Consider the following 21,408-nt stretch of genomic DNA (forward strand, 5'->3'; position numbering starts at 1 on the left):
GACTAATTGATTGGCTTGAACCGATAAACCTGAGGTTGCTGTTTAGAAACAGGCGCGGCTTGAACTAGCTGCACTGCCCCTTCGCGATCGCCTGTCAGAGAAAAAGACACGGCACCTAGGGCACCAGTCGCAGCAAAATTAGGTGTTTCTAAGGTCTGTCTAACTCCGCGACGAGAGGGATCGCGTTGGATTCCTGCGACTAAAGTCTGGGTTGAGTCATAGGCAAGAGCCGTGCGCCAGTCGATTTCATGCCCCCATAACTTCTGGGCTTGCTGTTGAAAGGGTAGGCGAGTATTCCCCAAAACATTGGAAGGAACAGCCACGACCATGCCGACTGCTGCCTCTCCCCCTACCTGTAAAGTCTTCTTGGTATAGATGCTGTCCCCGGCTAGAACGGGAAGCCGTCTACGGTTCATTTGTACCACCTGCAAGGCGCGATCGCTTACCTGACTGGGTGCTGCCAGCATAATCACTTCTGCTTTCTGCTCAATTGCTTGCTCAACTGTTTCGTAAGCGTTGAAGTCAGGGCCAGCCAAGTCAAATTCCCCTACAACCTGGCCTTGATTTCCGTAAAACAAAGCGTTCTTAAATTCACTGCTTAAAGATTCGCTGTAGCTACTTCCAGAGCTGAAAAAGATCGCGACTCGTTTTTTTTGCAGTTTAGTCAGCATGTAGTTGCAGAGGGCACGGGCAGTGAAGCGATCGCTGGGCATCACGCGAAAAATATAGTTGCCCAGCGTTGAGAGTTGAACGGCAGAACTGATTGGAGCCACCATGACTAATTCGGCTGTCTGATACACCTGACCCGCTGCTAAGGTGGTATCGCTAGTGCCATGCCCTACAACTCCTAGAACTTCGGAGCGATTGACCAAAGTGCTAGCAATCGCTTGAGCCGTTTCAGCTTGATTGCTGTCATTGGCGATCGCAACTTTGAGTGGTACGCCATTAATCCCTCCCTTCTGGTTTACCTGTGCTTGAGCGTGGGCCACCCCTCGTAAAATTTCTAAGGATGAGTAAAGGGTGTCGCCCAAAGGAACGACCACTGCGATCGCATGAGCAGGAGTTGTCCCAATCCGAGCATTGTTGAGATAGATCAGTGTTTCGGGATCGTTACGCTCTGCCTGACGTGCGGCTTCTAGAGCTGTCACTGCTTGAGGATAAGCACTAGCGGCAAACGCATCCACTCCTTTCTGCTTAGTAGGTGGGGCGACTCCCGGCGTCAGAATTTTCTCGCCCCAGCTCATATTGGTGGTCGCGATCGCGGAATCAGAGCTAGGTACTGGGTTGAGGGCTTCTGTTGGGGTTTCTACAGCCGCATCAATGAAAAGTTGAGGCAAAGGCTTTCTAAACAGAGCCGCGACCCCGAAGCTAGCAATTGCAGCAACGCCAACTCCAACTAAAACTGGCCATAAACGACGAAAGCGATCGCTTTTAACAGGTCTGATGGGAGTTGCGATGGGAGTTGCCGCAGGTTTAACAGGATCGCTAGTAGCAACAGGCGAATCAGCAATTTGTTGGAGGTCTTGTAAAACTGTTGCTGCCGACTGGTAACGCTGGCTGAAGTGATAGCGCACCATCTTGTCGATGATGTTTCGCAAATGAGGGCTGACACGAGCTTGATCGTGCCAAACGATTTCACTGCTTTCTGGGTCGAGAGGAAACTGGGAAGGCCGCATTCCCGTTAGGGCCTGAATCGCAATCACGCCTAACGCATAAATATCGCTGCTAAATTGAGGCTTCCCTAAACATTGCTCACTGGCTCCGTAACCAGAGGTGTAAATCGGTACACTTAACTGGGTTTGGCCTGTCGTTTCGACAACTTGGTTGGTAATGGTTTTGACCGCACCAAAATCAATTAAAACTAACTTGCTGTCTTGTTGTCGCCGAATCAAATTGTCTGGCTTGATATCTCGGTGAATAACTCCTTGAGAGTGGATGTAAGCCAAGACTCCTAAAATATCTTCCAAGATGGCAATGACTTGGGCTTCTGATAGCTTGGTGCCCCCAGGTAATTCCACACTTAAAGGATTTCCAGGTATAAATTCTTGCACCAAATAAAACTCTTGCTCTTCCTCAAAGTAAGCTAGGAGTTGAGGAATTTGGTCATGGTGTTTCCCTAGCTTTTCTAAAGTTTCTGCTTCTGCATAAAACAAGCGCCTCACCTGCTGCAACACCTGTAGATGATGTGTCGAAAAATTGAGGTGTTTTAGCACACAGGGAGGATTTCCAGGTCGCTGCATGTCCTCTGCAATGTAGGTCTGACCAAACCCGCCTGAGCCTAGAGCTTGTATAACTTTGTAGCGCGTCCCTAACAGTCTTCCTAGCATTGCATTCATAGAATACAGCAGAGTCTACCTATCGCTAGCTCCAAAATATAGGAGTCACGATATTGGCATTGTATTCGTTGTCAATCGCTGCTGAAAAAGTTAAATGAAGCTATTCGGGGTTAGTGGTCTTAAAGCCATAGGCTTCGCGGACTAAATAAAGTGGTCTTCGCTTGACTTCTTCGTAAACTCGACCTAGGTATTCACCAATGATGCCGAGCGTGATGAGTTGGATGCCACCTAAAAACAAGACAACCACCATTAAAGAGGCATAACCAGGCACATCAATTCCGAAGATTAAAGTCCGCACAACTAGAAAAGTAGCGTAGCAAAATGAGGGAATAGAGAGAGATAGACCCAAATAGCTCCAAACTTTAAGGGGTAAGAAGCTAAAAGAAGTAATGCCATCTACGGCAAAGTTCCACAAGCGCCAGTAGTTCCAGGTTGTTGTGCCTTTGTAGCGTTGGGGGCGATCGTAAAACACCGCTGCTTGTTTAAAGCCGACCCAAGCAAATAGCCCTTTCATAAAGCGAGTTCTTTCTGGCATTTGCTTGAGGGCATCAATGACACGGCGATCGAGCAAGCGGAAGTCTCCGGTGTTTCGGGGAATCGGAACTTGGCTCATGCGTCCGATAATGCGATAAAACACATCCGCAGTCCAGCGCTTGAGCCAACTTTCTCCCTGACGCGATCGCCGTGTTGCAAACACAACATCGTAGCCTTCCCGCCACTTCGCCATCAAATCTCCAATTAATTCGGGCGGATCTTGTAAATCAGCATCAATCGGAACGACAGCGGCCCCTTGGCTAAAATCTAGACCTGCGGTGAGGGCCACTTCCTTACCAAAATTACGGGATAAGTTAATCACCTTAATTTCAGGACGACGCTGGTGATGCTCCACTAAGCACTTCAGCGTGTCATCTTGGCTGCCATCATTGATGCAAATAACTTCGTACTGAACTTGAAGTTGATCGAGTACCGAGAGCAACCGCTCAAACAGGTGATCAATGTTGAGCGCCTCGTTATAGAAAGGAATAACGATAGAGAGTTCAGGATTGTCTGAACTTGCAAACATGGCAAGGGGTAAGGTAACGATGACTGGTCTTGGCTAGGAGTGTATTAGAGTTCAGGATGACTCCGCAACCTGAGCAAGTTTTCACAGTCTGACTCCAAAAGCCCTGACCTGTCTACTGTGTAAGTACCTCCTGCGATCGCTGCGCGAGCAGAGTCAAGCATAAAATTCATCAAGCCTGACCTTTCTTGAAGGAATGAGAAAGTTTGACATGCAAGGTTAAACCTGCCGTCATCGGGTTTAGGTTTTCTACCCATTACTAGCCAACTACTAGAATTTAGGCTTTACGACCCAGACTGAGCAGGGAGCGCTTTCTACTACCTGGCTGCTTACCGATCCCTGAATGATCCGGTTTAAGCCTGTCAGACCTCGACTGCCGATTATGATCAAGTCTGCTTCATAGATATTGGCAAGCCGCACGATTTCTTCGGCAGGGTCGCCGCTAACAATTTCTAGTTCACTAGGACAAGTCAGAGTCACTTGATAGGACTGTAATTGCTTCTCTAAATTACGGTAGGGAAGTGGTTCAAAGTTTGGATGAGGCTGATCAGCGGCTAATTCTGTTTCCTCTTCTGGAGGAGAAATAACATGAGCTAAGACGATTTTGGTCGAAGGTTGCAGTACTAATGCTTGCAAAGCTTGCATGACTTGCTCAGCTAATCCCGAACTATCTAGGGCGATCACAATTGTTTTCAACACAACGGGCCTCCTAACAATGCAAAGCAGCCTTGGTCATGCCCTACTGTTAGGCATAAACTTCTAACGCTGAAAAGAGCTAGCTTGCAGTGGGTACGAGAAGCGCTTTCAGCTAGCTTAGCGGTCTTTCCAGCGTTAGTGGCTAAATTTTGCTTTTTTTAGGATTGTGGATCTATCTGCTTGGGTTGGGTTCTGAGGCGAACTGAGTCGGCATGGGAAGTTAGCCCTTCTGCGGTCGCTAAAACATCTATGGCTGCGGAAACTTTTTGCAGCGCTGTTGGGCTGTACTGAATCAGGCTGGAGTGCTTCATAAAGGTCTCGACACCGAGGGCGGAAGCATAGCGAGCCGAGCCAGAGGTGGGTAGGGTGTGGTTTGGGCCTGCTAAGTAGTCTCCTACTGCTTCTGGGGTCGAGGACCCTAAGAAAATAGCACCAGCGTGACGAATCTGATCAATCAAGGCCCACGGGTCTGCGATTTCTAGCTCTAAGTGTTCTGGCGCGAACTCATTAGACAACTCGGCTGCAGTTTCCAGAGAATCGACCACGATGATCAAGCCGTAGTGAGCGATCGCCTTCTCTGTGGGGGTACGTCTGGGGTGGTCGATTAGTTGTTGCTCTACTTCTGCGACCACTTTTAAAGCTAGAGAAGAGTCTGTAGTAATTAAAATCGCCGCTGCCATTGGGTCATGTTCTGCCTGAGCTAGCAGATCAGCCGCTACATAGACTGGGTTGGCAGTTTCGTCTGCGATCACCAATACTTCGGAGGGACCCGCTAAGGAGTCAATGCCAACAGTGCCGTAAACCAACTTCTTAGCGAGAGTCACATAGATATTGCCGGGGCCAGTGATCACGTCTACTTTGGGAATGGTTTCGGTGCCAAACGCTAAAGCGGCGATCGCCTGTGCTCCCCCCACTCGATAAATCTCTTGAACGCCTGCCTCTTGAGCCGCCACCAGTACGGCTGGGTTGACCGATTTTTCTGGTCCTGGTGGGGTCACGATCGCGATTCTAGGCACCTGAGCCACCATCGCCGGGATCGCGTTCATCAAAACTGTACTGGGATAAGCCCCTCGACCCCCTGGTACGTAAAGGCCCGCTCGATCGACTGGTGTGTAGCGCTTTCCTAGAACGACCTCATCTTCACCAAACTGCACCCAGCTTTTGGGGACTCGTTGCCGATGAAACGCTTCAATTTGTTTACGAGCCAGACGAATCGCATCTAGTAACTCCTTCGATACCTGCTGATAGGCAGCATCTAACTCTGAGCCACTAACACGTAATTCTTCAGGTTTTAATTCTTGTTGATCAAATTCGGCTGTGTAGTGTAACAGGGCTCGATCGCCTTGACGCTTCACAGCTTGTAACACTTCGCGAACCGTGGCTTCTTTGTGAAACACTTGGTCATCGTGAGTGCGATCGCAAATACGCCGTAGTTCGGTTCGTGCCTCAGTTCGCTGAGTAATAATTCGCAGCATGGAGTCAGAATGCAGTCTCTTAGGAATTACCCGTCGGAGAGCGGGTTTGACAAACCCGTACTCGCCTCTCTAGCTTAACCTGGATTTTTGAAGGATCGGAATACGGTAAGGAGATGCTATATTAGTTTTTCTGGTATTTTATTTCTTTCCAAGTAGTTGTAGAGAGTTTCCTTAGGACTGGCTGTGGCGAATATTAAGTCCGCTATCAAACGCGTCAAGATCGCAGAACGCAACCGTTTGCGCAACAAAACCTACAAATCAGCGGTTAAAACCCTGATGAAAAAGTACTTAGCAGCTGTAGACACCTATGCAGCCGATCCTAGCCCTGAGCTAATGCAAGAAGTACAAAAGCACATGGCCAACGCTTACAGCAAAATTGATAAAGCTGTGAAGCGAGGCGTGCTGCATCCTAATAATGGCGCTCGCAAAAAGTCGAATCTGGCTAAAGTGCTAAAAAGCAAGAACTCTCCCGTTTCTGCTGCCTCCTAGTTGGTAGCCTAAGGGCTGAGGTTCGTTGCTGACAACTGAACTTTGGGTAGCGGTAGTCTGGTGCCTGAGCGCCAGACAATTTTGCTGCTAGGGGGTTGTAAGCTTGATAGATACAATTCCGCATTCTGCTTTAACCTCATTTAGTGAGATTGTTCCCATTAGAACCAATCAGCGGCTTGCTTATGCAGTTGATTGATACGCACGTCCATATCAACTTTAAAACGTTTCAGCCTGACTTGGAGGCTGTAGCTCAACGGTGGCGGGAGGCTGGAGTGGTTCGTTTGATTCACTCTTGCGTAGAGCCAACGGAGTTTAGCAGTATTCAAGCGATCGCCGATCGCTTTCCTGAGTTGTCTTTTGCGGTGGGTTTGCACCCACTGGATGCAGACAAATGGACACCTAATTCTCGCGCTCAAATCTTAGAGCTGGCCTCTTCTGATTCGCGAGTGGTGGCGATTGGTGAAACAGGCTTAGACTTCTACAAAGCAGATAATCGGCAACAGCAGATAGCAGCATTTCAAGGTCAACTTGCGATCGCTCAAGAGTTAAGCTTGCCAGTGATTATTCATTGTCGAGATGCTGCACCAGAAATGGCTCAGTTGTTAAGGGATTTCTGGCAAGACCAAGGTCCTGTTCGCGGCGTGATGCACTGTTGGGGAGGGACACCGACCGAAACTGAGTGGTTCCTAGAATTAGGGTTCTATATCAGTTTTAGTGGTACGGTGACTTTCAAAAATGCGGCTGGGATTCAAGCCTCTGCCCGTATGGTGCCCAGCGATCGCCTCCTAGTAGAAACAGATTGCCCATTTTTGGCTCCTGTTCCCAAGCGAGGAGAGCGACGAAATGAACCTGCTTACGTGCGCTATGTGGCGGAGCAAGTTGCGCAGTTGCGGTCTGTGCCTCTAGAAGTGCTAGCAGCACAGACGACGCAGAACGCTTGTCAGCTTTTTGGTTTGCCTCAACTGCCGCCGAAAGCAACTGGAGCCCCTGCTATCCCTTACTCCTAACCCTTACTCATAAGTAAGCTTTAGAATTTGATGGCTATGTACAAAACTACAGCCCACAAATTGCCTCTGCTTACGTCATAATGGTAGGAGTGTCAACAGTAGCGATTTTGTGGCGTCAGTTAACAACCCCTTGAGTAGACGCTATTGGGAAACTGCTCCTGCCTCTTCCTTGATTTTGGAAGGTGCTGACAGTTTTCCTCACCTTAACTAAAAAATTTCAGCTGCTTAGCTAAACAGCCCATTGGAGACTACCTTAAATCTCTCAACTGCCCATTTAATTCGCTAGACTACGCCTTTGGGTCCTTCTCGTCAGGGTCCAAAGTTTTCTATTGACATTTTTGTGCAGATCGCATAACATCTGGGACTCGCGCTGGGCGTGACCCTCCTGAGGAGACGCATGACTAATCAGACTCAAACTGCACTGGCCTTCACCCTTCCAGATTTAGTTGAGATTCAGCGATCCAGTTTTCGCTGGTTCTTAGAAGAGGGACTCATCGAAGAGCTAGAGAGCTTTTCGCCTATTACCGATTACACAGGCAAACTGGAGCTACATTTCTTAGGTAAGAATTACAAACTGAAGCGGCCCAAGTACGACGTTGATGAAGCGAAGCGCCGGGATGGTACCTACGCTGTTCAGATGTATGTCCCCACTCGCCTAATCAATAAAGAGACGGGTGAAATTAAAGAGCAGGAAGTGTTCATCGGTGACCTGCCTTTGATGACCGATCGCGGTACCTTCATTATTAACGGTGCTGAGCGGGTTATCGTCAATCAGATTGTTCGTAGCCCTGGCGTCTACTATAAATCTGAAACTGACAAAAATGGTCGTCGTACCTACAATGCCAGCTTGATTCCCAACCGAGGCGCTTGGCTCAAGTTTGAGACTGATAAAAATGACTTGGTGTGGGTGCGGATCGACAAAACCCGCAAGCTGTCTGCTCAGGTGCTGTTGAAGGCATTAGGTCTCAGCGACAACGAAATTTTTGATGCGCTACGTCACCCAGAGTACTTTCAGAAAACAATTGAGAAAGAAGGCCAGTTTAGCGAAGAAGAAGCTTTGATGGAGCTTTATCGCAAACTGCGTCCAGGTGAGCCTCCGACTGTTTCTGGTGGACAGCAACTGTTGGATTCTCGCTTCTTTGATCCTAAGCGCTATGACTTGGGTCGAGTGGGTCGCTACAAGCTCAACAAGAAGCTCAGACTCAATGTGGCGGATACCGTTCGAGTTTTGACGGCTCAGGATATCTTGGCTGCCATTGATTATCTGATCAACCTGGAATTTGATATTGGCAGCATTGATGATATCGACCACTTGGGTAACCGTCGGGTGCGCTCTGTCGGTGAGTTGCTGCAAAACCAAGTCAGAGTTGGCCTCAACCGTTTAGAGCGAATCATTCGGGAACGGATGACGGTTTCGGATGCAGATTCTTTGACACCTGCGTCTTTGGTGAACCCCAAACCTTTGGTTGCCGCGATTAAAGAGTTCTTTGGTTCTAGCCAACTGTCTCAGTTCATGGACCAAACCAATCCTCTGGCTGAGTTGACCCACAAGCGTCGTCTCAGTGCCTTAGGCCCTGGGGGTTTAACCAGGGAGAGGGCGGGCTTTGCGGTGCGGGATATTCACCCTAGCCACTATGGACGGATTTGCCCGATTGAAACTCCAGAAGGCCCTAACGCTGGCTTGATCGGCTCTTTGGCAACTCATGCCCGTGTCAATTCCTACGGTTTCATTGAGACTCCTTTTTATCCGGTTGAGATGGGACGAGTCTTGAAGGACCAGCCGCCCATCTATATGACCGCAGATGAAGAGGACGATCTGCGAGTTGCTCCAGGTGACATCCCGATGGATGAGGAAGGCTTCATTCAAGGTGTGACCGTTCCAGTGCGTTACCGTCAGGACTTCACGACTACTACGCCTGACCAAGTAGACTACGTGGCTGTCTCTCCGGTACAAATCATTTCGGTGGCAGCTTCGTTGATTCCTTTCCTGGAACATGACGATGCGAACCGAGCTTTGATGGGTTCCAACATGCAACGTCAGGCTGTACCTCTATTGCGGCCAGAGCGGCCTTTGGTAGGGACAGGTTTGGAAGCTCAGGCGGCGCGTGACTCCGGTATGGTTGTGGTCAGCCGAACCGCTGGTGAAGTGACTTATGTGGCGGCTGATAAGCTGCGAGTCAGAGATCCTCAAGGTCGCGAAATTGAGTATCCCATGCAGAAGTATCAGCGGTCTAACCAAGATACCTGCTTGAATCAACGCCCCATCGTTTTTGTGGGCGATCGCGTCGTGGCAGGTCAAGTCCTAGCTGACGGCTCAGCCACCGAAGGCGGAGAACTGGCCCTAGGACAAAACGTTCTGGTAGCCTACATGCCTTGGGAAGGCTACAACTACGAGGACGCGATCCTGATCAGCGAGCGCCTAGTTTCTGATGATGTGTACACTTCAATTCACGTTGAAAAATACGAAATTGAAGCGCGTCAGACCAAACTCGGACCCGAAGAAATCACCCGTGAAATTCCTAACGTGGGTGAAGATTCCCTTCGTCAACTCGACGAAAGCGGCATTATTCGGATTGGTGCTTGGGTAGAAGCAGGAGACATCCTGGTTGGGAAAGTGACTCCCAAAGGGGAATCAGATCAGCCTCCGGAAGAAAAGCTGCTACGAGCCATCTTTGGTGAAAAAGCTAGAGATGTTCGCGATAACTCCCTGCGCGTCCCCAACGGTGAAAAAGGCCGAGTTGTGGATGTCCGAGTCTTTACTCGTGAACAAGGGGATGAACTGCCCCCGGGTGCCAACATGGTTGTGCGGGTGTATGTAGCCCAGAAGCGCAAGATCCAAGTGGGTGACAAGATGGCAGGTCGCCACGGTAATAAAGGGATTATTTCCCGGATTCTGCCGATTGAAGACATGCCTTACTTGCCAGATGGCCGTCCCGTGGATATTGTGCTCAATCCCTTGGGTGTGCCTTCCCGGATGAACGTCGGCCAAGTCTTTGAATGTCTCTTAGCTTGGGCTGGAGAGAATCTGGATGCCCGCTTCAAGGTGGTCCCTTTTGACGAAATGCATGGAGCGGAGAAGTCTCGTGAAACCGTGCATGGCAAGCTTCTAGAAGCCAGTAAGAAGAAGGGCCAAGATTGGCTATTTGACCCGGATAATGCTGGCAAGATTCAAGTGTTCGATGGTCGTACTGGCGAACCCTTTGATCAACCTGTGACCATCGGTAAAGCTTATATGCTGAAGCTGGTTCACTTGGTTGATGACAAGATTCACGCTCGTTCTACTGGACCTTACTCGCTCGTAACGCAGCAACCCTTGGGTGGTAAAGCTCAACAAGGGGGCCAGCGCTTCGGAGAGATGGAAGTGTGGGCGTTGGAAGCCTTTGGTGCTGCCTACACCTTGCAAGAGTTATTGACTGTGAAGTCGGATGACATGCAGGGTCGGAATGAAGCCCTCAATGCGATCGTCAAAGGAAAAGCCATTCCTCGTCCGGGAACGCCAGAATCCTTCAAGGTACTGATGCGAGAATTGCAGTCCCTCTGCCTAGATATTGCAGTCCATAAGGTAGAGACGAAGGAGGATGGAACTAGCCGAGACGTAGAGGTAGACCTGATGGCAGATGTTAATAGCCGTCGAGCTCCCTCTCGGCCCACCTACGAATCTATCTCCAGAGAAGAACTGGAAGAAGAAGACGCCTAAGTTAATGCAAGATGGGTTGCTAGAGTCAATAGTCAGTTAACTAAGCTGACAGCTAGCAGCCCATCAACCAGAAACTAAGCCCAACAACAGATCTCAACAATAGACACTAAGGAAGCTGCAAGCGATGCCAAAGCTAGAACAGCGATTTGACTACGTCAAAATTGGTCTGGCATCTCCGGATCGAATTCGCCAATGGGGGGAGCGGACTCTACCTAATGGGCAGGTGGTTGGTGAAGTGACCAAACCGGAAACCATCAACTACCGGACGCTAAAGCCAGAAATGGATGGTTTGTTCTGTGAGCGGATCTTTGGCCCAGCTAAAGATTGGGAATGCCATTGCGGTAAATACAAGCGAGTTCGGCATCGCGGAATTGTCTGTGAGCGCTGTGGCGTTGAAGTCACAGAATCGCGGGTGCGTCGGCATCGCATGGGCTATATCAAACTGGCGGCTCCTGTCGCTCATGTTTGGTACCTCAAGGGTATTCCGAGCTACATGGCGATCTTACTCGATATGCCTTTGCGGGATGTGGAGCAGATTGTTTACTTTAACGCCTATGTAGTGCTCAATCCGGGCAATGCAGAAAACTTAACCTATAAGCAACTGCTGACAGAAGACCAATGGATTGAGATTGAAGACCAAATTTACAGCGAAGATTCGCCTCTAGAAGGGGTTGAGGTTGGCATTGGAGCCGAAGCGTTGCAACGGTTGCTGCAAGACATCAACCTAGAAACAGAGGCTGAGCAGCTGCGAGAGGAAATTGCTACCTCTAAAGGTCAGAAGCGGGCCAAGCTGATTAAGCGTCTGCGCGTGATTGATAACTTTATTGCGACGGGTGCTCAAGCAGAATGGATGGTGCTGTCGGTGATTCCGGTGATTCCGCCGGATTTACGCCCGATGGTGCAGCTAGATGGGGGCCGATTCGCAACCTCTGACCTGAATGACTTGTATCGGCGGGTCATTAACCGGAATAATCGTCTAGCGCGTCTGCAAGAAATCCTGGCTCCTGAGATTATCGTTCGTAACGAGAAGCGAATGCTTCAGGAAGCAGTGGATGCCCTGATTGACAATGGTCGTCGGGGCCGAACGGTCGTCGGGGCTAATAACCGTCCTTTGAAGTCACTGTCAGACATCATTGAAGGTAAGCAAGGGCGATTCCGTCAAAACCTATTGGGTAAGCGGGTAGACTACTCTGGCCGTTCTGTCATTGTGGTAGGCCCTAAGCTCAAGATTCACCAATGTGGTCTGCCACGGGAAATGGCGATCGAGCTGTTCCAACCTTTCGTGATTCATCGGTTGATTCGCCAAGGGTTAGTGAACAACATCAAGGCTGCCAAGAAGCTGATTCAACGGGGCGATCCGAGCGTTTGGGATGTCCTCCAGGAAGTGATTGATGGTCACCCGGTGCTACTAAACCGAGCGCCAACCCTCCACCGCTTGGGGATTCAGGCGTTTGAGCCGATCCTAGTAGAAGGCCGCGCGATTCAATTGCACCCATTGGTTTGCCCTGCGTTTAACGCTGACTTTGATGGTGACCAAATGGCGGTTCACGTGCCACTCTCGCTAGAATCACAAGCAGAGGCTCGGCTGTTGATGTTAGCTTCTAACAATATCTTGTCGCCAGCGACAGGTCGCCCAATTGTGACACCGAGCCAAGACATGGTATTGGGTTGCTATTACTTGACGGCTGAGAATCCGACTCACCAGAAGGGGTCAGGTGGCTATTTTGCCAATTTGGATGATGCCATTACTGCCTATGAACAGCAACAGGTTGACCTCCATGCTTATGTTTGGGTGCGATTCGATGGCGCTGTCGAATCTAACGAACCGGATACGGAACCTGTAGAAGTCCAAGAGTCCACAGATGGTACGGTCACCAAAGTTTATAAGTTCCGCAGAACTCGTGAGGACAATGAAGGGAATTTGATCTCGCAGTACATTCGAACGACTCCGGGACGAATTATCTACAACAAGACGATTCAAGACGCCTTGACTAACTAGCTTCATGACGGTAGAAGCTGCAACTTTATGGCGTAAGCCTATACAGACGTGATGAGTAGGCGCGACTTCCCAGTCGCGTCTATACGCGTCTCTTCCTGCATTAAAAGAGGGACAGAGAGCAACAATGGCAGAGCAAAATTCAAACCAGAAGCCTGAAGAAGCAGTGATTTTTCGGAATCGAGTGGTTGATAAAGGACAGCTCAAGAAACTAATTTCTTGGTCTTTTACCAACTACGGTACGGCTCGGACCGCCCAGGTGGCTGACTTATTGAAGGATCTGGGCTTTCGCTACGCTACCAAGGCAGGGGTTTCAATTAGTGTAGACGACCTACAAGTACCTCCGACCAAGCGAGCGCTATTGGACGCAGCGGAAGAAGAGATTCGAGACACTGAAACCCGTTATACCCGTGGTGAGATTACTGAAGTAGAGCGTTTTCAGAAGGTTATCGACACCTGGAATGGTACGAGTGAGGAACTGAAGGACGAGGTGGTTCGGCACTTCAAAACCACCAATCCGTTGAACTCGGTTTACATGATGGCCTTCTCTGGGGCTAGAGGAAATATCTCCCAGGTTCGCCAGCTGGTTGGTATGCGTGGACTGATGGCCGATCCGCAAGGTGAAATTATTGACTTGCCGATCAAAACCAACTTCCGAGAAGGTTTGACTGTCACTGAGTACATCATTTCCTCCTACGGAGCCCGGAAGGGATTGGTAGATACCGCCCTTAGAACCGCAGACTCTGGATACCTCACCCGTCGTCTGGTTGACGTGGCCCAGGATGTAATCATTCGTGAAATTGACTGTGGCACCCAACGGGGTATCCCAGTGCGTAGCATGACCGATGGTGATCGCGTCTTGATTCCCCTAAAAGACCGCTTGTTTGGTCGGGTGGTGGCAGAAGATGTGGTGCATCCTCAAACTGGTGAGGTGATTGCAGCCCGGAACCAAGACCTCTCAGATGACCTCTGCCAACTTATTGGTCAATCGGGCGTCCCAACAGTCGTGGTGCGATCGCCCCTGACTTGTGAAGCAACTCGTTCCGTCTGTCAGCACTGCTACGGCTGGAGCTTGGCTCACGCTCACATGGTTGACTTGGGTGAAGCAGTAGGTATTATTGCCGCGCAATCCATTGGTGAGCCTGGAACGCAGCTAACCATGCGGACCTTCCACACAGGAGGGGTATTCACAGGGGAAATGGCGCGCCAAGTGCGGGCTACCTTTGAAGGCACCATTCGTTACGCTAAGCGTTTTCGGACTCGTCCCTACCGGACCCGTCATGGAGATGAAGCTTTAATTGCGGAAAGCAATACTGACCTGACCCTAGAGTCGGGTTCTAAGAAAGAATCCTTTGCGATTCCTCAAGGCTCCACCTTATTGGTTAAAGATGGTGAGCATGTCAAGAAGGATCAATTCTTGGCAGAAGTTCCCCTTGCGGGTCGGACTCGGCGCACAACTGAGAAGGCTAGTAAAGATGTGGCTTCAGACTTGGCTGGAGAAGTCAAGTTTGCAGACATTGTGCCCGAAGAGAAGAAAGACCGTCAGGGCAATACCACTCGGATCGCTCAAAGGGGTGGTTTGATCTGGATTCTGTCGGGTGAAGTTTACAACTTGCCGCCGGGTGCTGAACCGATCGTGAAGAACGGCGATCGCGTGGATGCTAATAGCGTCCTAGCTGAAACTAGGCTGATCACAGAGCATGGTGGAACCGTGCGTCTACCTCAGCAAGAAGCTGAAGGCAAGGGAGGCCGTGAAGTTGAAATCATCACAGCTTCTGTGCTGCTAGATGAAGCGCGGGTGCGGGTAGAAAGTTATCAAGGCCGCGATCACTACTTAGTTGAAACCAACCACAACCAGTCGTTCTCCCTCAAAGCAACGCCTGGTACTAAAGTAACGAACAACCAAGTCGTCGCAGAGCTGATCGACGATCGCTACCGGACTCAAACAGGCGGGATCATCCGTTACTCTGGCGTTGAAGTAGCGAAGCGAGGCAAAGCTAAGCAAGGCTACGAAGTGGTTCAAGGCGGTACGCTGCTTTGGATTCCAGAAGAAGCGCACGAAGTGAACAAAGATATTTCTTTGCTCCTTGTGGAGGACGGACAGTACGTCGAGGCAGGAACTGAAGTCGTTAAGGACATCTTCTGCCAAAGCAATGGTGTGGTCGAAGTGATCCAGAAGAATGACATTCTACGGGAAATCGTGATCAAGCCAGGGGACTTGCACATGATTGATAACCCCGAAGAATTCATGGGTAAAGAACCCACTCTGGCTAATCCTGGGCAAGAAGTGCTTCCTGGCTTGACGCTCAGCGAACTGCGCTACATGGAGTATGTGGAGACACCCGAAGGTCCAGCGGTGCTGTTGCGACCTGTGACTGAATTCGTCGTTCCTGATGAACCTTCTGTGCCGAGCCAAGCTTCCACTAGCGAAGAATCGGGCCGTACCATTCAGCTACGAGCGGTACAGCGCCTACCCTACAAGGATGGAGAGCGGGTCAAGTCTGTTGAAGGCTTAGAGTTGCTCCGCACCCAGCTCGTGCTAGAAATTGATCAAGATGCACCTCAGTTAGCTGCCGATATTGAGCTAATTCCAGACGAAACTGACCCAGAAATCATGCGTCTCCAACTCGTGATTCTGGAGTCTTTGGTCATTCGTCGTGACATTGCCGCAGACACCACTCAGGGGAGTACGCATACTCGGCTTTTGGTCAAAGACGGCGAGCAAATTGCTCCAGGTGCTGTGGTCGCGCGGACTGAGATTCAGTGTAAAGAGGCGGGTGAAGTTCGAGGGATTCGCGAAGGTGCTGAGGCAATTCGCCGAGTGCTGGTAGTGAGGGATGCTGACCGAGTGGTCATTAGCACTCAAGGTAAGGCTCCCAAGGTGCAAGAAGGTGACTTGCTAATTGCTGGAACCGAAATCGCTGCTGGCACCAAACTAGAAGACTCTGGTCAAGTGGTTGGCGTGGCTGATTCTGAAGTCACTTTGCGCATTGCCCGTCCTTATCGGGTATCTCCTGGAGCAGTGCTGCACATTGATGATGGCGATCTGGTGCAGCGGGGTGACAACCTAGTGCTGCTGGTGTTTGAGCGCACGAAAACTGGAGACATTATCCAAGGTTTGCCCAGAATTGAAGAATTGCTGGAAGCTCGCAAACCTAAGGAAGCCTGCGTCTTGTCAGAACGTCCTGGCACGGCTCAAGTGGTCTACAGTGACGATGATGTGGCGGAAGTCAAAGTCATCGAAGCGGACGGGGTGATGACAGATTACCCTCTTGGCCCTGGTCAGAATGTGATTGTGTCTGATGGTCAGGAAGTTGGCGCATCAGAACCCCTGACGGATGGTCCATCCAATCCTCACGAAATCCTAGAAATCGTCTTCAAGGTCAACCGAGAAACACTGGGAGTTCATGACGCATCTCTCATCAGTTTGCAGAAGGTACAAACCTTCTTAGTGAACGAAGTCCAATCTGTATATCAGTCTCAGGGAATTGATATTTCCGACAAGCACATTGAAGTGATTGTGCGTCAGATGACTTCTAAGGCTCGCGTTGACGATGGGGGTGACACTACCATGTTGCCTGGTGAATTGGTTGAACTCTATCAAGTTCAGCAGGTCAACGAGGCAATGGCGATTACGGGTGGGGCTCCCGCTGAGTATACACCTGTGCTCTTGGGTATCACCAAAGCATCGCTCAACACAGACAGCTTTATCTCGGCGGCTAGTTTCCAGGAAACCACCAGGGTTCTCACAGAAGCTGCGATCGAAGGTAAGTCTGACTGGCTGAGAGGTCTGAAGGAAAACGTGATCATCGGACGCCTGATTCCAGCGGGTACTGGTTTCAATGCTTATGAAGAAGTTGGCAGTCCGGACATTGACCTCAGCTTTGATAGCACCAATGTCTTTGACGAAGATGCAGACCTGCGGGATGTGGTCTTAGACGATCGCACAGCCCGTAGCTACGGCTTGGATGGTGCGTTTGACGATCGCCCCAACTTCAGTTTTGAAAGTTTCACCGTGCCTGTTCCTGGAGAGGAGAAACCTACATCTGCCATTTTGGACGATGATGAACTGATTGATGATGAGTTTAGTGATGTCGTGGATGATGACGATGAAGATTAATTTCCTCTAATCACGGTGTTCAATCCGCATTAAGGCTCACGTTACGGCTTAAGTGAAACCGGAGGCTCCAGAAATATCTGCACCTCCGGTTTTTCTTTTCTAATGAAAATTTAAGGACTGGAAATAGAAACTTGCTGGGGGCGGTAATCGGAGCCTGACTTAGTAGCGCAAAAGCCCAGATCCATAGTTTGATTCGGCTGTAATATCTTTCCCCAATCAGGTGGGGTGACTCGATACTGTAGACCTTGACGATTGAAGCTACCATTCCAGCTGTTGTTAATGCTGGCTTGGTTCATCCGAAAAGCCAACTGCCAATTCTGGGCTGCAATCTTACCGGAATTCGTCACTAAGAACCTGGTACAAAAGCCAGTAGCCCAATCTGACTCGATCGCTGTCTTCACTTGCAGCTGAGCGTTAGTCGGTCGAGTTGTTGTGGTTGCAGATGAAGCAGGTGAAGACGGAGCAGGTAAAGATGCGGTAGGTGATGTGGCGGGCGATCGCGAGCTTGGACGTTGACCTCTCGGAGTTGGTTGAGTTCTGGAGGGAGAAGTAACACGGTTAGTCGGGAAAGAAACTGCCGGAGAATTAGGCTTGGGTAAGAGCTGGCTGAGGAGTGCTTGCTTGTTACGTTCCACCGTGCGCCAATCATCTTGTAAGACGCCTCCAGTATCTTTACTGTTGGGGTTCCAGCTCCAGTAAGTAAAGCTCAGTTGTTTCTGCCGAATAAAGTCAACCAGCTGCCGTTGCCAAATTCCCTCAGGGGAGTTGCGGTCTACCTGTCGCCCCCCAAACTCTCCAATCAAGATAGGCGCTAGTTTCTGAGTGGCAATGTAATGAAATCCAGTTTCCCAGCGACTATAAAGGTTTTTAGGAAAAGCTGCTCCTGAAAACCAAGGTTGGTCGTAAACACCGGGGCCATATTCATGGGGCGAGTAAACTAATTTATGCTTGAGCGCTAAGCGAACAGGGAAACGCTTGACACCTTCTAAGTTGCCACCTTGCCAGTGAACTGCTAGCTTCTGCCCTGGTACATTGTTTTCGACTCCCTCGACCACAATTAGCCAGTTAGGATTCACCGCCAAAATGGCATTGCCTGCTCGCTCAGCCGCCAGTCGCCAATCCGTCGCTGAGTTATTTGTGCCCCAACTGGCGCGACCATGCGGCTCATTTTTAAGATCGGCTCCAATCACATGCGGCTGGTTTTTGTAGCGAGTTGCTAACATTTTCCAGGTGTCGATCCAATCTGCTTCGGTAAAGCCATCACCATACCAAAGCTCCGGAATGCGTTGATCGTTAAGCTGGTGACAATCCAACAAAATCAGCAATCCTTGTTGCCCCGCTGCTTGAATCACAGCATCCATAATTTCTAGAGGCGATTTACCCTCCAAGGCTTGATTTGCGCCAATACTAAAATCAATCCCGCTCACCTCAGCAGAGCGTAGGGCTTGTACTGAGAAAGGAAGGCGAATGATGTTGTAGCCTAAACCCTTGATTTGCGCCAACATCTCACGGTAGTCACGAGCCCATAAACCGTGAGGAGCGTGCAGTTCTGTCTCTATGCCGAACCAATTCACCCCCCGCAGTAAGACTGGCCGACCTCTGCCATCAATAATTTGAGCACCTCTGGTCATTAGGGGGAAAGCGATCGCGGGGGTAGCATTCGCTGGCTCTAAGCTTGGATAGAACTGTAGTCCCAAACTGAGACATAAGCCAACCAGAGCTAAGGCTAACCACTGGAGTAAAGGACGCGATCGCCAGTAGTTCCGGACATGAACCACTCTTTGGTAATGCCGTCCAAAAAAAATTGAGACTTGCTGGAAGAATTCGCTCATATTTTTAGTCAATGCTTCGTTTGGCTATCAAACTCATTGAAGAAATTGCTGGAAATAGCAGCTTAATGGTCATTGAGCTAATAAATAGTTCCGAGGGATTCGACCGTAACAAGCAGGTAGTAAAAACTACGCCCTACGACGCCGACCCAAGCCGAAAGTGTCTTTTTATCGAAAAATTCACAATTTCATCAGTCAGCTTTATCTAAACTTCTTGCAGTCCAGACCTGTTACTAGAAAAAGTATACCTTTTGAGTTATTTACTTTTTGGAGTTGCCTAACTCCATGAAGGCGCAGCTTATCTCTAAGGGGATAGACGTAGGTAGATGCTTGAGCTTAGAGGGTCTAAGGCAAAATTTACATCATCTTCATCAGCGTCTAGGGGTGTCTTTATCAGGTCTATACGGAAATTACTGAGATACCTATTAATGTTTATAAAGAAGAGCAGTTACTCCACTTAAGTTTTCTAGGGTTAATTCTCTGCTCACCCAGTCAGCCGCTGCTTTTTTTTAGCCCTGAGTTATAGAAGAGCCAGGGAAATGAAAACAGTAAACATCATTTCCACGACGAAACTAACGACCTTTGAAACCCGTATTTGCTTGGAGTTCAAAATATGCCTGTATCGCCACTTAAGAGCTTTTTACTACCTGCTGTTCTTCTCTCTAGCACGGTGTTTTCTAGCTTGACGTTGCCACTAGTTGTGTTGGGTTCACAACCAGTTGATATTCGGATGCAACAAGAACCTGTTTTTAGTGGTCAGCTAAAAGATGTAGCAGCTCCCTATTTAGGGTTTGCAGCGGCGCTGAGCTTGGGTGCAGGAATTGCAAGTATCGCGGTAACGGGTTGGCGGCACTCTTCTCGTAAATCTGCTCAAGCCGAGGAACAACTGTCTAGCCTCAAAGAGAATTTGCAAGTAAAAGAGATCCAGCTAGAAGAGCTGAAGTTATCTGAAGTTCGCTTGGCAGCTACGGGACTCTCTGATTTTCTGCATGACAAACCTGCACAGGCTGTGACAGCAACTGTCGTTAATGTAGCTCAACCTGTAGTAATTACCGCTTCAGATGCAGGCGCAGCTGAAGTTGCAACAGTTTCGACTCCAACGGTCGAGGTAAAAACTGATGCACCTCGTTCGATGTCGATGCAAGCTGCCGTTTCTGCTTTGCATCCCGCTCAAGCTTTCCTCAGCTTTGCTCAAGCAGGGGCAACGACTGAGGCAGCACAGTTGCAAGCCACCGCAGCTCATGCCCAAGTAGATGAGTTACAAACTCAACTGAAACAAATTATGTCTCAGTTAGAAGTGTTGCAAGGAGCCTTCCAAGATTTACCTCAATTAGATGCTGGACGAGCTACTAGCCTCAATCGATTTCATTCCAATATGAGCCATCAGCCTCGCTCACAAAAGGTGGAGCCTGTCCACGTACAACAGCGAGTGGCTTCCTGAGCTACAAGTTTTGCTTTTGTACTGATGGCATTGGCAATCTTAACTACTGCTTCCTCAAACCCTTGATCCCACTGGACTCGATATTGTAGATCCGGTTTCAGATGGGTATCTACTAGCGAAGTTGCTGGTCGGGTGAGAGTGGGGCAGTAGTTTGGCTAATATTGGCGCTGGCTGCTGGTTTGAGATCTTCTGTGTTTGATTGTTGAGGGGTGCTCCCAGCGCGATCGCCCCATCCACCGTTGATATCAGCTGCGGTAATGGCTGGAGGAACTGTTTTACCTGTTGGCAGGGCTACGGGTAATGCTTGACTCACTTGCAAGTAACGTTGACCATCTGTGGTAAAGCGGGCTAAGTTACCTTCTAGTTGCAGGCCTTGCTCTTGTAATTTTTGGGAAATAGTAGCTGGTTGATTCGCAGGCTCGAAGGTTGCTAAGAAGACGACATCAGGCGCGGGAGTCATGGGAAGTTTGAGTTCCGGTTGATTGAGTTGCCATCCTTCACGAACTTGACCATTGGGTGCAACTTGCCAAAGATTCAGCGAGGTTTGCCATTTGCCTTGGTTGACTGCAACGTTTTGCCGACTCAAGACTGTATAAGTTAGCTGAGATGAGAGTTCTGATGACAAGTGCCCAGCGGCTATGGGTGCTGTGTTGCTGGCAGAAAGATAGCGAATGGCAGCAACGGTGATCTGGCTTTGGTCGGGTAGATTGGTGCTGCCTGAGACGGCATAGACCCCCGATCGCCCGGCGGGTTTTACTTGGAAGCTCAAATCAGCGACAGGAGCTTTTGCCTCCGAGCAACCAGTGCCAGCAAGAGCTAGGACGCTCAGGCAATAGGGTAGCGCTTTCTGCCAAACCTGCTTGGCTTGGAAGGTGAGATCTAGAAACTGATGTGGCATGGCGATCGCGAGTAAGTTGTTAATAAAATAACAAATCCTATTAGTTGATGAAAGCAAAATTAGAATAGCATCAACTACTATTGAGCCTGATATTCCTGATAAAAATAGTATTTTAATATTCGGGTTTTTTGTGTGAAAAATTAATGAATTTCAGCAGATTGTTGTACCACTAGATCTCGAAGTATTGTATTTCCTTAGATAGGCCTTTTTGAGGCCGTTCAAGGGGTGGGTGCTGTCTAAGTTATTTGACTTCCATTTTGATTCTAATCAGCATTTGGATGAATTCAGATCCAAATATCAGCGAAGCGTTTAGATGAAGCAGTTAAATAAGATTTTTATTTTCCTTATGACCGCTGCTTCTGCT

12 protein-coding genes are annotated in these 21,408 nt (G+C 49.4%); 6 read left to right on the top strand and 6 right to left on the bottom strand.

What is annotated here, in order from left to right; genetic code table 11:
• Positions 1-2: 2 nt before the first annotated feature.
• The 4 genes from KME12_02115 to hisD all read right to left on the bottom strand — a co-directional run bounded on the left by KME12_02115 (position 3) and on the right by hisD (position 5,567).
• Positions 3-2,327, bottom strand: coding sequence for an ABC transporter substrate-binding protein (locus KME12_02115; GenBank protein ID MBW4486563.1), 2,325 nt, complete (start codon positions 2,325-2,327; stop codon positions 3-5).
• Positions 2,328-2,436: 109 nt separating this feature from the next.
• Complete coding sequence (locus KME12_02120) at positions 2,437-3,399, bottom strand: glycosyltransferase family 2 protein (GenBank protein ID MBW4486564.1); 963 nt, start codon at positions 3,397-3,399, stop codon at positions 2,437-2,439.
• Between the two features lie 267 nt (positions 3,400-3,666).
• Entirely contained in the window at positions 3,667-4,095 is a 429-nt protein-coding gene (locus KME12_02125; protein MBW4486565.1) for a universal stress protein, read from the bottom strand.
• A gap of 155 nt (positions 4,096-4,250) precedes the next feature.
• Positions 4,251-5,567, bottom strand: a complete 1,317-nt coding sequence (hisD, locus tag KME12_02130; GenBank protein ID MBW4486566.1) for a histidinol dehydrogenase — start codon at positions 5,565-5,567, stop codon at positions 4,251-4,253.
• A gap of 183 nt (positions 5,568-5,750) precedes the next feature.
• Here hisD and rpsT point away from each other — a divergent pair, with 183 nt between their 5' ends.
• From rpsT to KME12_02155, 5 genes are all read left to right on the top strand, one after another.
• The gene (rpsT, locus tag KME12_02135; protein MBW4486567.1) at positions 5,751-6,056 is read left to right on the top strand and encodes a 30S ribosomal protein S20; all 306 of its coding nucleotides are present in this window, start codon (positions 5,751-5,753) and stop codon (positions 6,054-6,056) included.
• Between the two features lie 182 nt (positions 6,057-6,238).
• Positions 6,239-7,063, top strand: a complete 825-nt coding sequence (locus KME12_02140; protein MBW4486568.1) for a TatD family hydrolase — start codon at positions 6,239-6,241, stop codon at positions 7,061-7,063.
• 397 nt (positions 7,064-7,460) lie between these two features.
• Positions 7,461-10,760 carry a DNA-directed RNA polymerase subunit beta gene (gene rpoB, locus KME12_02145; GenBank protein ID MBW4486569.1) on the top strand — a complete coding sequence of 1,100 codons (3,300 nt, stop codon included), beginning with the start codon at positions 7,461-7,463 and terminating at the stop codon, positions 10,758-10,760.
• A 124-nt stretch (positions 10,761-10,884) separates the two neighbouring features.
• On the top strand, positions 10,885-12,759 hold the full coding sequence (locus tag KME12_02150; protein MBW4486570.1) for a DNA-directed RNA polymerase subunit gamma: 1,875 nt from the start codon (positions 10,885-10,887) through the stop codon (positions 12,757-12,759).
• A gap of 124 nt (positions 12,760-12,883) precedes the next feature.
• Positions 12,884-16,876: a DNA-directed RNA polymerase subunit beta' gene (locus KME12_02155; GenBank protein ID MBW4486571.1), complete on the top strand. Its 3,993-nt coding sequence runs from the start codon at positions 12,884-12,886 to the stop codon at positions 16,874-16,876.
• Positions 16,877-16,986: 110 nt separating this feature from the next.
• Here the strand turns inward: KME12_02155 and KME12_02160 are convergent, their stop codons facing one another.
• Positions 16,987-18,708, bottom strand: coding sequence for a cellulase family glycosylhydrolase (locus tag KME12_02160; protein ID MBW4486572.1), 1,722 nt, complete (start codon positions 18,706-18,708; stop codon positions 16,987-16,989).
• A gap of 610 nt (positions 18,709-19,318) precedes the next feature.
• Here KME12_02160 and KME12_02165 point away from each other — a divergent pair.
• Positions 19,319-20,146, top strand: coding sequence for a hypothetical protein (locus tag KME12_02165; GenBank protein ID MBW4486573.1), 828 nt, complete (start codon positions 19,319-19,321; stop codon positions 20,144-20,146).
• A gap of 112 nt (positions 20,147-20,258) precedes the next feature.
• Here the strand turns inward: KME12_02165 and KME12_02170 are convergent, their stop codons facing one another.
• Positions 20,259-21,044 carry a hypothetical protein gene (locus tag KME12_02170; protein MBW4486574.1) on the bottom strand — a complete coding sequence of 262 codons (786 nt, stop codon included), beginning with the start codon at positions 21,042-21,044 and terminating at the stop codon, positions 20,259-20,261.
• Positions 21,045-21,408: the final 364 nt, after the last annotated feature.

The sequence above is a fragment of the Trichocoleus desertorum ATA4-8-CV12 genome, from assembly GCA_019358975.1.
GTDB lineage: Bacteria > Cyanobacteriota > Cyanobacteriia > FACHB-46 > FACHB-46 > Trichocoleus > Trichocoleus desertorum_A.